This is a genomic window from Neptuniibacter marinus (genome assembly GCF_965223595.1).
In the GTDB taxonomy this organism is placed as follows: domain Bacteria; phylum Pseudomonadota; class Gammaproteobacteria; order Pseudomonadales; family Balneatricaceae; genus Neptuniibacter; species Neptuniibacter marinus.
Genome location: NZ_OZ245004.1, coordinates 2,570,091 through 2,584,184, shown reverse-complemented (window position 1 = coordinate 2,584,184; position 14,094 = coordinate 2,570,091). Strand labels below are relative to the sequence as shown.

At 44.6% G+C, this 14,094-nt stretch carries 11 protein-coding genes and 1 CRISPR repeat array (1 of these 12 cut by a window edge); all 11 genes read left to right on the top strand.

All coding sequences use genetic code 11. From position 1 onward, the window contains the following. The first annotated feature begins 146 nt into the window (after positions 1-146). Positions 147-1,328: a 2-methylaconitate cis-trans isomerase PrpF gene (gene prpF, locus ACOQOE_RS12230; protein ID WP_420554133.1), complete on the top strand. Its 1,182-nt coding sequence runs from the start codon at positions 147-149 to the stop codon at positions 1,326-1,328. Between the two features lie 247 nt (positions 1,329-1,575). Continuing rightward, the gene (locus ACOQOE_RS12225; protein WP_420554132.1) at positions 1,576-2,427 is read left to right on the top strand and encodes a WYL domain-containing protein; all 852 of its coding nucleotides are present in this window, start codon (positions 1,576-1,578) and stop codon (positions 2,425-2,427) included. A 152-nt stretch (positions 2,428-2,579) separates the two neighbouring features. Beyond that, positions 2,580-5,306 carry a CRISPR-associated helicase Cas3' gene (gene cas3 / locus ACOQOE_RS12220; RefSeq protein WP_420554131.1) on the top strand — a complete coding sequence of 909 codons (2,727 nt, stop codon included), beginning with the start codon at positions 2,580-2,582 and terminating at the stop codon, positions 5,304-5,306. Beyond that, entirely contained in the window at positions 5,303-6,898 is a 1,596-nt protein-coding gene (casA, locus tag ACOQOE_RS12215; protein ID WP_420554130.1) for a type I-E CRISPR-associated protein Cse1/CasA, read from the top strand. Before cas3 ends, casA begins: the two co-directional genes overlap by 4 nt. Then, entirely contained in the window at positions 6,898-7,461 is a 564-nt protein-coding gene (casB, locus tag ACOQOE_RS12210) for a type I-E CRISPR-associated protein Cse2/CasB (RefSeq protein ID WP_420554129.1), read from the top strand. Before casA ends, casB begins: the two co-directional genes overlap by 1 nt. A gap of 33 nt (positions 7,462-7,494) precedes the next feature. Further along, entirely contained in the window at positions 7,495-8,529 is a 1,035-nt protein-coding gene (cas7e, locus tag ACOQOE_RS12205; RefSeq protein WP_420554128.1) for a type I-E CRISPR-associated protein Cas7/Cse4/CasC, read from the top strand. Between the two features lie 12 nt (positions 8,530-8,541). Further along, the gene (gene cas5e, locus ACOQOE_RS12200) at positions 8,542-9,288 is read left to right on the top strand and encodes a type I-E CRISPR-associated protein Cas5/CasD (protein ID WP_420554127.1); all 747 of its coding nucleotides are present in this window, start codon (positions 8,542-8,544) and stop codon (positions 9,286-9,288) included. After that, positions 9,275-9,946, top strand: coding sequence for a type I-E CRISPR-associated protein Cas6/Cse3/CasE (gene cas6e, locus ACOQOE_RS12195; protein ID WP_420554126.1), 672 nt, complete (start codon positions 9,275-9,277; stop codon positions 9,944-9,946). The genes cas5e and cas6e overlap by 14 nt, the downstream gene beginning before the upstream one ends. A 30-nt stretch (positions 9,947-9,976) precedes the next feature. Then, complete coding sequence (locus ACOQOE_RS12190; protein WP_420554125.1) at positions 9,977-10,798, top strand: KilA-N domain-containing protein; 822 nt, start codon at positions 9,977-9,979, stop codon at positions 10,796-10,798. 2 nt (positions 10,799-10,800) lie between these two features. Further along, a complete protein-coding gene (gene cas1e, locus ACOQOE_RS12185; RefSeq protein WP_420554124.1) occupies positions 10,801-11,721 on the top strand; it encodes a type I-E CRISPR-associated endonuclease Cas1e in 921 nt (306 codons plus the stop codon). A 13-nt stretch (positions 11,722-11,734) separates the two neighbouring features. Beyond that, the gene (cas2e, locus tag ACOQOE_RS12180) at positions 11,735-12,031 is read left to right on the top strand and encodes a type I-E CRISPR-associated endoribonuclease Cas2e (protein WP_420554123.1); all 297 of its coding nucleotides are present in this window, start codon (positions 11,735-11,737) and stop codon (positions 12,029-12,031) included. A 76-nt stretch (positions 12,032-12,107) separates the two neighbouring features. Beyond that, positions 12,108-14,094: a CRISPR direct-repeat array (repeat unit 29 nt; unit sequence GTGTTCCCCGTAAGCACGGGGATGAACCG) (it continues 3,045 nt past the right edge of the window).

The window sequence follows — 14,094 nt, the reverse complement described above, 5'->3', positions numbered from 1 at the left end:
TAACAATAACTGGCCAGAGTAGAGACTCCATTAGAGAGTAGGAAAGTTATTGTTATTAAGTGATTCTTACTAAAATAGTTACTAAATATTTTTCATAATCGCGGGTGCGCTAACGCGCTTGCATAGTTTTTACAGGTTTACATAATATGGCAGCGTATGTTCCTCAGATTAAAATCCCTGCAACCTACATTCGTGGCGGCACAAGTAAAGGTGTTTTCTTCCGTCGACAAGATCTGCCTGAAGTAGCACAAGTACCTGGTAAAGCACGTGATAATATCTTATTGCGTGTAATTGGTAGCCCTGACCCCTACGGTAAACAGACCGATGGTATGGGTGGCGCGACTTCAAGTACCAGTAAAACGGTTATCTTAGATAAAAGCAGCCAGCCAGATCATGATGTTGATTATCTGTTCGGCCAAGTCTCTATAGATAAAGCCTTTGTCGATTGGAGTGGTAACTGCGGTAACTTAACCGCTGCCGTCGGTGCATTTGCCATTAGTGGTGGGTTAGTTGATGCCGATCGTATTCCTGAAAACGGCACCTGCGTTGTCCGTATTTGGCAGGCTAATATTAAAAAAACCATTATTGCTCATATACCAATCACTAACGGAGAAGTACAAGAAACCGGTGATTTTGAGCTAGACGGTGTTACCTTCCCAGCAGCGGAAGTCGCCGTTGAGTTTATGGACCCCGCCGATGGTGAAGGCTCCATGTTCCCTACAGGTAATCTGGTGGATGACCTTGAAGTGCCAGGTGTAGGCACCTTTAAAGCGACCATGATCAATGCCGGTATCCCCACTATCTTCCTCAACGCTGAAGAGATTGGTTATACAGGAACAGAACTGCAAGAAGCGATTAATGGAGATCCAGCAGCACTTGAACGGTTTGAAACTATTCGTGCACATGGCGCTATGCGTATGGGACTGATTAGCGATCTATCTGAAGCCGCTGCTCGTCAGCATACGCCTAAAGTTGCTTTCTGCGCGCCAGCAAAAGCCTACGTTTCTTCAAGTGGTAAACAGCTCACTGAAAAAGATATAGATCTTGTTGTTCGCGCACTGTCTATGGGTAAATTACATCACGCGATGATGGGAACCGCTGCCGTTGCTATAGGTACTGCCGCCGCGATCCCAGGTACCTTGGTTAACTTAGCGGCCGGTGGTGGAGAACGTACCGCCGTTACTTTTGGGCATCCATCAGGCTCCCTAAAAGTAGGCGCCGAAGCAAAATTAATCAATGGCGAATGGACAGCGACAAAAGCAATCATGAGCCGCAGTGCTCGCGTATTAATGGAAGGCTGGGTAAGAATACCGGGCGATTCCTTCTGATCTCTGGAGAATGCCACCTAATACGTGTCATTGTTTAGATTTATAGATCTAACTGGATCTAAGAGTTGAAGAACGCCGCGTAGATTGGTTTCCCTATCAGGATCAATCTGCAGTTCTTCTTTGAGCCTTATGTGTAAACATAAGGCTTTTTTTTGTTTAGTATTATCGGCATTAGTGTAAAAATGCGATTGTTTAATTGTCATTAAGTTATACAGCCATTCCACCGGTGTATAGAGATAGGACGTGTATGGATACACAAGAGCACACTGAAACTAGTTTTCAAGAGAGAGAATGTTTCCTTATTATTGAAAACTTTGCCCTGTGGGAGGGACGGGTCAACACTACCTATCTACGGAATATTTTGGGTGTTAGTCGTCAAAAAGCATCGGACTTATTTGCCCTTTACCAGCACTTTCATCCAGAAAACCTACATTATGACGCTTCTCTTAGAGGGCATGTTCCCACGGATGAATTTTCACCTTATTACGCTTCTGGGCATATAGATGACTATAGCCAGCTTCTTTATCGCAGCGGGCATCCGGACTACCTGTCTATTTTTGATGCAGGTTTCTGTTATTTAGAAGCACCTTTGCGAAATATCTCACCTACCTTGGTTCAACCAATTATGCGGGCGATTCGCGACAAGCTACGTATAGATATTGGGTATACGTCTCTAAGTAGTCCTGAATATGAATCCCGTATTATCTCACCCCATTGTTTAGTCTTTGATGGTATCCGCTGGCACGTTCGTGCGCATTGTGGAAAAAGTAATGATTTTCGCGATTTCGTACTCTCCCGTTTTAATGGCGAAGCCGAATTTGAAGGCCCCGCATTATATACGGCTGAACAAGATGAACGCTGGAATACATGGGTTGACCTAATCATCCAACCAGATCCAAGACTTGCGCTTGAAAAACGTAGATTGTTGGAACTAGATTACCAAATGGAAAATGGCCAACGGGTTATACCTGTACGTGCTGCATTGGTTATGTATCTGATTCAGCGCCTACGGCTTGATCGCTATGATCAAAATCCTGAAGCCCAACAAATCATTATTGAACCTGAATGTCTCAAGCGTATTTCACATTACCTGCCTTAAAAAACGACATGTGTTTTTAACCAGCATTGCTGAGTTTATTTAAACGCGTTTGAATAAGCCCAGTCAGGATGACAGCAGGACGTTGGAATAAGGCTAAGGATACCAAGGAAAAGGAAAAGCCAAGGATGGCTAAACTTTAAGGGGAGTACCAGATGACATCTATTCCACCCTATATGCAATATTGGGGTAAAGCTAAAAAAGCCCCTGATAATGAAGGGGCTGATTATCATTTGTTACCATATCACTGTTTGGATGTGGCGGCTGTAGGAAAGTTATTGTTAGATGCTGATCGACCTTTGACAAATGATATTGCCAAATTTTTAGATATTTCTTCTGAAGAGTTGCAGTCTGTATTTTTGTTTTTTCTTGCACTGCATGACCTGGGTAAATTTTCGTCCGCATTTCAGGCACTGTATCAATCAAATTCACCTGACTTATTGCAAGTGGGTCGCTGCAAACCGTATGACGGTCAGTTTTATCGGCATGATCGCCTTGGATTTTATTTTTGGAATGATATTGAAAAGCAGGGTTTGATGAATGCGCTCAGCTTAAAAAACTTGCAGCGTGAAGAGCTATATCATACGAAGCAGGCCTTACGGGTGTTGGTTGATGTAGTCTTAGGTCACCATGGACAGCCGATTAATTCAGAGGCGGTGAGATCAATTAAGCCATTTACTGAAAAAGTAAATGGAATCGCTGCGATGTCATTTTTTGAAGCGATCTTTGAGCTTTTAAAGCCAGTGTTTCCGATTACAAAAATGCAGTTTGAGCCATGGAGAGAACGGCTAAAACAAGTCAGTTGGCAGTTGGCGGGTATTGCTGTTTTGGCCGATTGGATTGGTTCAGATAGCAGCTATTTTTGTTATCAATCAGAGGCTCAGCCTTTACATGAATATTGGGAAAAGGCACAGAGCATAGCAGTAGAGGCACTTAATTCGACAGATTTGAATAAAGCCCCTATCGTATCTCCGTTTATATCAATTAAGAAACACTATGGTTTTGATCCAACCCCATTGCAGCGTTGGGCTGAAACAGTTGACGTAGATGATTCCCCTCAGTTGTTTATTTTAGAGGATATTACCGGAGCAGGAAAAACAGAAGCAGCACTTGCTTTGACTCATCGATTAATGCAGAAGGGGGCGGCTGATGGCTTTTATTTTGGCCTGCCTACAATGGCTACATCTAATGCTATGTTTAGTCGCGTGGCCCAACACTATCAGCAAATGTTGTCAGTCGATGAGGGCAAGGTAAGTATTGTTTTGGCGCACGGTGCTAGAGACATGAATGATATGTTTCGTGAGGCAGTGCTCAGTAGCGATAATCCTGATACAGAATACGATGCAAACGATATTACGGCTACCGCACAGTGTAACCATTGGCTGTCAGATTCGCGCAAGAAAGCGTTGTTAGCCCCTGTAGGGGTGGGCACTATTGATCAGGCGTTGCTTGCAGTGCTACCCCGTCGTCATCAATCTCTACGGTTAATTGGTTTAAATCGCAAGGTACTGATTTTTGATGAGATCCATGCTGCAGATGAGTTTATGTTTGAGCTTCTAGAGAGCCTACTAAGTATGCACTTCCATCAGGGAGGGAGTGTTATCTTATTGACAGCCACCTTATCATTTAAACAGAGAAGCCGCCTTGTCAATATCTGGCAACAGGCGGCAGGGGTTTTATCTCAAGCACCAAAGAGTCGAGCGTTTCCTTTAGCGACTCGTGTGGCCCTTAATGCCAAACCGTCCTTGTTAGAACAGCCCCTAGCTAGCCGTATCGATGTGACTAGAGAAATCGGAGTGCGTTTTCTTCATACTTTCGATGCTTGTGTTGCCAAAGTTATGGAGTCAGTTACAAATCAGCAGTGTGTCGTATGGGTAAGAAACTCAGTTGATGATGCGTTAGAAGCCTACCAAGTGCTGCAGCAACAACTAGATCATACAGATGATTGTCTACTGTTCCATAGCCGCTTTATCTTACAAGATCGAAAGTCTACGGAAGACAAAGTCCTCAGTATTTTTGGTAAGAACAGCGATGCTAGATCTCGTGCAGGAAAGGTACTCATTGCCACACAGGTTTTTCAGGAAAGCTTAGATGCGGATGCAGATGTACTTATCTCTGATATTTGTCCTATTGACGATTTAATTCAGCGAGCGGGACGTTTGCATCGTCATACCCGTAATGATCAAGGTTTGTATTGCCGAGATATAATTGATGAACGCGATTCCCCTGTGCTCTGGATTCACAGTCCAGAATGGGACGATGCCCCAAGCTCAGATTGGCTTAGTCAGCAGTTTCGTAATACCCAATATGTGTACCGTTCTCCCGGTCGATTATGGTTGGGGCTGCGTGAATTAATCGCTCTAGGGGCGGTCAGGATGCCTGCCGACGCAAGGCAGTTAGTTGAAGCCGTATACAGTGATGCCGCTTATGAGCAAATACCTGACTCCCTCTTAAATCAAGAAAACACCCTGATTGGTGAGGAGCGAAGTAAAGCCGCTAAGGCTCATTCCCAGCTTATTGATTGGCAATATGGTTACCGTGATCATAGTGCTTTTGCTTGGCACGATGATAATTCAGATATAAGTACACGTTACAGCGATATTGAAACAGTCGAGGTGTTACTTCTTAAGCGTGACCTGTCGGGGTCGTTAATTCCTTATGCAGACGGCACTAAGGTTGCGATTCAGCTCAGTACGTTAAAACTTTCAAAGAACAAATACGCCGATAAGTTGCAGGCTATACCGGAAAATGAAGAGGATGCTTTTAAGGTTCGTTTCCGTAAAACGAAATACCTACAATGTTGGCTACCGGACGAAGATAGTCATTTTTCGTATGATTCAAAGTCTGGATTTGTAGAAAAAAATAAAAGGAAATTGTTATGAACTTAGTGCAAGACCCTTGGCTACCGTTCAGATTAAAAGATGGATCTGAAAAAAGTTTACCAATGTCAGCCATAACTAGAGCTGATGTGGTGGATTTCGCGTTGCCCCGTGCAGACTTTCAAGGTGCGGCTTATCAGTTTGCAATAGGCCTATTACAAACAGTCCTCGCGCCCAAAAATCAGTTGGAGTGGCATGACTTTTATGAACAGCCGCCAACGGAAAAAACGCTACAAGTTGAATTTGATAGGGCTGCTCATGCATTCAACTGCACGGGTGACGGGCCTTTATTTATGCAGGATTTTGATGTGCTGGCAGAGTCGAAATCAACAACTATTGCTGGCCTGCTGATTGAAGCACCTGGGGGGAATGGACTAAAGCTAAATACAGACCATTTTATTAAGCGTGGCATAGGCTCTGTGATGTCGTTGGAAATGGCTAATATTGCTTTATTTACGTTACAGATAAATGCCCCGAGCGGAGGCCAAGGGCACAGAACAGGATTGCGTGGAGGAGGCCCGCTGACAACCCTCGTTTTGCCACAAACACCAGAATCGAGTTTGTGGCAGAAGCTTTGGCTCAATGTTATGAATAGAGATTTTTGGTCATATCCAGATCCTGATTTTAGCAGCGAACAAATATTCCCATGGTTAGCTCAAACCAAAACCAGCGAAAAAAAAGGCTCAGAAGTCTATGCCAAGGATGTTCATCCCCTTCAGATGTTCTGGGCAATGCCGCGACGCATTCGGTTAGAACTGGAAAATATCAATCACGTCTGTGAGCTAACGGGATTAAGGTCAGACTATTCGGTCACTCAGTATCGTACTCAAAATTATGGGATTAACTATTCTGGTGCTTGGCAGCATCCTTTAACGCCTTATAAATGGAATCCTAAAAAGCCAGATGAAGAACCATTATCAGCAAAAGGTCAGCCGGGAGGAATCAGCTATAAAATTTGGGATGCTTTAACTTTAACGAGCCAAGAAAGTGGACAGGAATGTGCTCAGGTCGTGAAGCATTTCTATACCCTTAGTGATGACTTTATTGGCCGGCAAAGTGAAGTTCCGCGTTTGTGGGCTTTCGGGTATGACATGGACAATATGAAGGCGCGGGGGTGGTACTCCACCTCTTTACCGTTGTTTTCAATTGAGCCAGAAGCTCAAGAAGATATCCTCTATGCGGTTAAGGCATTACACAAATTATCGGCTGATGCTCTATGGCATTGTCGGAGTCAGGTAAAGTCGGCTTGGTTTGAAAAGCCAGGTGATATTAAAGGAGATATGACTTTTATCGATTTGGAGTTTTGGCAACGAACCGAAAGAGCTTTTTTTGCTGCGGTACAGAATGTTATCGATAATGCTGAACAGGGTGAATACCGCTTAAAGCCCGAACAGGCCCAAGCATGGCTTAGGGCGTTACAAAACAGGGTTATCGATCTGTTTGATGAGTATGCATTATCGGAATTAGGCAATGAGCGTTCGATGGCTAAGCGAATCAAAGCGCGACAGGCACTGACCGGCTGGCTTTATGGCGGAAAAGATGTGAAAAACTTTATCAAAGAATACGAAATCGAAATGTATAAGGAGATGGCGTAATGGATGAACAGTCAAAAAAAGTCGTTCTTCGCTGGTGGCAGAGTATGAACTTACCGGCGGATCAGCTAAAAGGAAAAGGTATTCAGCTTGCACCCACAGTATATAAAGCACAATTAAAACGTTGTGAATCAACGGATGCTGCCATGCTCACAGAAGGCTTTCGTGCATTATGGTTGGGTTTGGGGGATGACATGATAGAAAAAAATGATGTCAAAAATATCGAATGCTGGGCGAGCATTGCCGCCGCACTAGCCCATGTTAAAACGGATAGTAAAATGAAATTAGCTCAGGCGGCGGGAAGGAAGGGAGAGGGTGATAAATCAGTCGTTAGTGAGTTGCGGTTTTCTCAATTACAGAACGCGAAAACGACTGATGATTTTTTGCGACGTATCCGACGCATCGTTCAGCAACTAAAAGGCGATGTGTCTGTTATTCAGCTTGCTGAAGATATTCATCAATGGTTTGCGGAATTTTACCAATTGCGACCACGTAAAGCCGACAAACGTATTAGTGTGCAATGGGCAATGGATTACTACCGCGCTGCATCTGCCAAAAACAAATAACCTATTAAGCTGTGAAATTTAAAGGAACTAAACATGAGCCAATTTATTCAATTACATATTCTGACTTCTTATGCTCCATCCAATTTGAACCGTGATGATCTTGGTCGACCTAAAACAGCTCGAATGGGTGGGTTTGATCGGCTTCGTGTTAGCTCCCAGAGCTTAAAGCGTAACTGGCGTATTTCTGAGGTGTTTGAAGAGTCACTGGCGGGTCATATTGGTATTCGTACCAAACGCTTTGGTTGGACGGTATTTAATGCAATGATTAAAGCGGGTGCCAAGGAAAAACTTGCTCAGAAGTCCGCTGAAGCCATTGCTAACGTTTTTGGTAAAGGTAAAAAAGATTCACTGGATATAGAACAACTCGCTCACCTGAGCCCAGAAGAGCAAGACGCGGCGTTAGCTTTGGCCTTGGTATTGGCAGCAGAAGAGCGTGAACCTACCAAAGAAGAATTAGATCTGTTAAAAGCCGATCAAACTGCTGTTGATATAGCTCTATTTGGCCGTATGTTGGCTTCTAGTCCTAGATTCAATGTTGAGGCGGCTTGCCAAGTAGCGCATGCACTCAGCGTTCATAGTGTTGTTGTAGAAGACGATTATTTTACCGCTGTTGATGATCTCAATGACGGTAAAGAGGATGCAGGTTCGGCACATATTGGTGAGTCAGGTTTTGCTGCAGCACTGTTTTACAGCAATATTTGTATTAACAAAACGCAATTAATTGAAAACTTGAATGGTGACGAAGCGTTAGCGAATAAAGCGATTCAAGCGTTAACCGAAGCCGCAGTTAAAGTTTCACCAAAAGGCAAGCAAAATAGTTTCGCTTCTCGTGCTTACGCTAGTTTTGTATTGGCCGAAAAAGGTGAACAGCAGCCGCGTTCTTTATCTGTAGCGTTTTTAAAGCCAATTCAGGATGAAGATCAGGCAGGTAGTGCTATTTCTGCTTTAACCAAGCAAGTCGAAAATTTTGATAAGGTATATGGTCCCTGTGCAGACTCTCGTTATGAAATAAATGCTATAACAGGCGAAGGTAGTTTCGCAGATTTATCTGACTTCGTCGCTCAGTAAAGGGGAAAGGTAATGAAAGAATATCTTGTCTTTCGTTTGTTTGGGCCAATGGCCAGTTGGGGATTACCTGCTGTTGGCGGTGACCGAACTACAGCAATGCAGCCAACGCGGTCGGCGATTTTAGGGTTAATGGGCGCTGCGCTGGGTATCAAACGCGACAATGAAGTTGCCTTAACCGACCTACAGCAGAGTATTTGTATTGCTATCAAGCAATGTGTACCTGGATCATTGATGCGTGACTACCATACCAGCCAAGTTCCTTCTCATAATAATAAAGTGGTGCACCGGACGCGTAAAAGCGAATTAGGTGAGGAGAAGCTGAATACAATTTTATCGAGCCGTGATTATTGTTGTGATGGCTTGTGGACGGTGGCTATCTCATTGACTCCGGCCTCCGTCGTTAACCTTGATAAATTGCAGGAGGCTCTAAAAAAACCAGTTTATACCTTAAGTTTAGGAAGAAAATCCTGTCCTTTAGCTGCGCCACTACAACCTGTATTGGTTAAGGCTGATAATCTAAAAGCTGTATTAGATACAGAGTTTCCAGCATTAACGCGCAGCCATAAAGAAGATGCCTTATGGCTTGGGTTTAATGGCCGTGTTACTTATTTTTGGGAAGGGGATAAAGCGGGAATTGAAGATGTTAAAGTGTTGACGACCCACCCTTGGGATGAACCTGTTCACAGGGATCGTTGGCAATTTAAACAGCGGGCAATGCATCAATTGTCTGTTGAGGAGGTTGCAAATGTTTCTGTCTAAGGTTTCTTTAATATTCGATCTACATACAGCTCAGGAGTTGGTTAAGCTCGGCACGAATGGTGTCTATGCTTCTCATCAGTTGTTGTGGAAGCTTTTCAGTGAGCAAACGGAACGTAATTTTCTGTATCGTGAAGAGATCACCGAGGGAGGATTACCTCATTTTTATGTTTTGTCTATGACGCATCCAGATTCTAGTAACCCGCTGTTTAGAGTACAGACTAAAGCTTTCACGCCTAAACTAAGCAAAGGGAGTCGGCTAGCATTTAAGTTACGTGTCAACCCAACCGTTTGTTTGAAAAATGAAGGCGGTAAAAGTAAACGCCATGATGTATTGATGAATGCGAAGTATAAGGCTGTAAAGCAAGGTAATCTCGGTGATGAGCAAATTAAACGACTCATGAACGATGCTGCGCAAGAATGGATTTCTGATGAGAATCGTTTAAGTCGTTGGGGGTTTAAGTTGGATGCCTTGCCTGAAATAGAATGCTATCGCCAGCATAAAAGTCGTAAGAATAACCATCAGGTACAGTTTTCTACGGTGGATTTTCAGGGTGTGTTAACGGTTGAGGATCCGCAGGTCTTTCTTCAAGAGTATGCCAAGGGTTATGGAAGGTCTAAAGGTATGGGATGTGGGTTGATGTTGATTCGGCCGCTCTGAATCAATCGGTAATGAGCAAAAGGAAACACCATGAAATCAACGTTACAGGTCTTAGACCAAACTATTTCAACAAACACCAAGGATGGTATTGAATATATCTGCATTACCGATATTGCCAAATATAAGGGCAGTGATCGAGCTGCTCATATCATTGGCAATTGGATACGAAATAGAAATACGATTGAGTTCTTGGGTATTTGGGAACAGCTTAATAATCCGAGTTTTAAAGTCCTCGAATTCGAGGACTTTAAAAAAGAGGCGGGTCTTAACAGCTTTACCTTAACCCCGAAACAATGGATACAAACCACAGCGGCCATTGGCATTACATCTAAAGCGGGCCGCTATGGTGGTACCTACGCCCAAAAGGATATCGCTTTTGAATTTGCCAGCTGGATCTCAGTTGAATTCAAACTCTATCTCATCAAAGAGTTTCAGCGTCTCAAAGAGCAAGAGTTCGAGGAACTTGGTTGGGATATTAAACGCAACTTAGCCAAAGTTAATTATCTAATCCATACCGACGCGATTCAAGAACACTTAATTCCTGATCTGCTCAGCCCACAGCAAGTATCAGCGGTCTATGCTAACGAAGCAGACCTGTTGAATATGGCTTTGTTTGGTATGACTGCAAAAAAATGGCGCGAAGAAAATCCTAGCGAAAAAGGCAATATGCGTGATCATGCTAATGTACATCAATTAGTTTGCCTCGCTAATTTGGAATCCATGAATGCTCATTTTATTAGGCAGGGGCTAAGTCAGTCAGAACGTATTGCTCAACTTAATGATTTGGCTATCCAGCAAATGAAAGTATTAGTTAAATCGAGTGCTTACCTGCTGCCCGAGCAAAAAGTATAAACATGGCTTTTACCCCCTTAAAACCGATTCCCATAAAAGATCGTAATTCAATGATATTTGTAGGGATGGGCCGTATTGATGTACGTGACGGAGCGTTTGTTGTCATTGATGAAGTGAATGGCGAACGGATGCATATTCCAGTAGGTAGTGTTGTTTGCATTATGTTGGAGCCGGGAACTCGCGTAAGTCATGCGGCTGTAAAACTTGCTGCGACTACGGGTACGCTTTTAATTTGGGTTGGAGAAGCAGGAGTTAGATTGTACTCAGCAGGACAACCGGGTGGGGCAAGGTCAGATAAACTTCTATACCAAGCAAAGTTAGCATTAGATGAAGACCTACGCCTTAAAATTGTCCGAAAAATGTTTGAGTTAAGATTCGGTGAACCTGCACCTCAACGGCGAAGTGTAGACCAGCTAAGAGGTATTGAGGGTGCGCGAGTAAGAAAAACGTATCAACTATTGGCTAAGCAATACGGTGTTGAATGGCATGGTCGTCGTTATGATCCGAAGGATTGGAAAAAAGGAGATGTTACTAACCAATGCATAAGTGCCGCTACGTCTTGTTTGTATGGAATAACAGAAGCCGCGATTTTAGCGGCGGGGTATGCGCCGGCAATAGGTTTTTTACACACAGGGAAACCACTCTCTTTTGTTTATGATATCGCTGATCTGATTAAATTCGAGACGGTTGTACCTGTTGCATTTAAAGTGGCGTCTAAATCTCCATTTAAACCTGATAGAGAAGTCCGAGCTGCTTGTAGAGAAGCGTTTCGTAGTGATAAAACTTTAAAAAAACTCATCCCACTTATCGAAGAAGTGTTGGCTGCCGGTGATATTGATCCCCCAGCTCCCTACAAAGATGCCCAACCTCCAGCGATTCCAGAAGCAGAGTCTATTGGTGACTCAGGTCATAGGTCTACCTGAGAAAGGATTGTTAATGAGCATGTGTATGGTTGTTACTGAAACAGTTCCTCCACGTTTAAGGGGGCGATTGGCTGTTTGGCTATTAGAAGTTCGTGCTGGAGTGTATGTTGGTGATGTCTCTAGACGTGTGCGTGAAATGATTTGGTTTCAGGTGAATGAGTTGGCGGAAGATGGAAATGTTGTAATGGCATGGGCGACCAATACAGAATCTGGTTTTGATTTTATTACCTATGGAAAGAATAAAAGAATGCCGATTGACATAGACGGCTTACGGCTTGTCAAATTTACACCCGAAAAACCAAGCACATAAAATATTCGCTCTTTAAAAAGTTGGTAGAATTTTTCATAGTTATTTTCTCTTTATAAAACAATTATGTATATTTAGAGTGTTCCCCGTAAGCACGGGGATGAACCGCGGGTTTGTTTAGGTAGGGAGGGCTATTATCGGTGTTCCCCGTAAGCACGGGGATGAACCGCCTTCGGGGTGTTCAGGTTCCACTTTGAACCCGTGTTCCCCGTAAGCACGGGGATGAACCGTGTTCATTATTTATCACCTTTGTTATTTAAGAGTGTTCCCCGTAAGCACGGGGATGAACCGGGATTATCTGGTATGCAGTATAGATATAGTTTGTGTTCCCCGTAAGCACGGGGATGAACCGTTCTGTTTGAGTCCAACCGATCCTGCGTCTAGGTGTTCCCCGTAAGCACGGGGATGAACCGCGGAATCTTCGCCTTCGACATTGACGTGCAATGTGTTCCCCGTAAGCACGGGGATGAACCGAATCAGACAATAGAACGGGTTTGGATATTATGGTGTTCCCCGTAAGCACGGGGATGAACCGTAAGAGTAAGACTTTAAGACCGCCCTAGTGGCGTGTTCCCCGTAAGCACGGGGATGAACCGAAATCCAGCAGAACATCCAGGCCCAGATCGAGGTGTTCCCCGTAAGCACGGGGATGAACCGTTGATTTGTTTTTTGGTTCCTTCCGTGTTGAGGTGTTCCCCGTAAGCACGGGGATGAACCGCTATCTTTTCGGGTCTGCTTCAACAATACAGAGTGTTCCCCGTAAGCACGGGGATGAACCGAACAAGAGGCTTGGAAAATATAAAACGATATAGTGTTCCCCGTAAGCACGGGGATGAACCGCCACGCAACTATTAGCCGCAGCAACGGCGACCGTGTTCCCCGTAAGCACGGGGATGAACCGACAAAAAACGCCTTGCGAATCATTAGGATTGTGTGTTCCCCGTAAGCACGGGGATGAACCGATTCGGAAATGATTTTATCAATGTGTATATCAGTGTTCCCCGTAAGCACGGGGATGAACCGGAATATAGCCCGACTAAATATGCTTTAGTTAAGTGTTCCCCGTAAGCACGGGGATGAACCGATAGCTTTTCCTCTGATTCTGATATTTTAGAAGTGTTCCCCGTAAGCACGGGGATGAACCGAAAATTAGGCTGGGACGTTTATTTCCTTGTTCGTGTTCCCCGTAAGCACGGGGATGAACCGATTAAACGTGCAACCTCTCCATTATCTTCTGGGTGTTCCCCGTAAGCACGGGGATGAACCGCTGATTTTTTATGGGGGTTTGAGGTTTAAATTGTGTTCCCCGTAAGCACGGGGATGAACCGTAGACGGCTATAAATGCAGAAGCTGCGGAAAGGTGTTCCCCGTAAGCACGGGGATGAACCGCCGTTATTTTAGCCAAACGGACTAACAAGTAGGTGTTCCCCGTAAGCACGGGGATGAACCGTTCTAAAACAATCATCGTTAAGCCCCGCTACCGTGTTCCCCGTAAGCACGGGGATGAACCGAGCTTCGCAACCTTGAAATGCGTGACGGATCAGTGTTCCCCGTAAGCACGGGGATGAACCTGTTTCCTATCCAACAGCAGATTTTTGAGCCTCGTGTTCCCCGTAAGCACGGGGATGAACCGTACAAGACACAACCGAAACCTACCCTGTACAAGTGTTCCCCGTAAGCACGGGGATGAACCGAAATGATGACTAAACAAAACACACACCATCTAGTGTTCCCCGTAAGCACGGGGATGAACCGCTCAGCTCCAACTTCCCACGGCTTGCTAATCAGTGTTCCCCGTAAGCACGGGGATGAACCGTATTCCCCCCTCCTCGAAACAATCCGCCAGCAGTGTTCCCCGTAAGCACGGGGATGAACCGGCAACTCCACTTCATTGTTTGAGAGAGGGGTGGTGTTCCCCGTAAGCACGGGGATGAACCGCTGTGCGCCTTGAGGGAGATCATGTTGTGTGGGTGTTCCCCGTAAGCACGGGGATGAACCGTTTACAACGCTCCTACAACTTGAATCAAATTAGTGTTCCCCGTAAGCACGGGGATGAACCGTCAGCC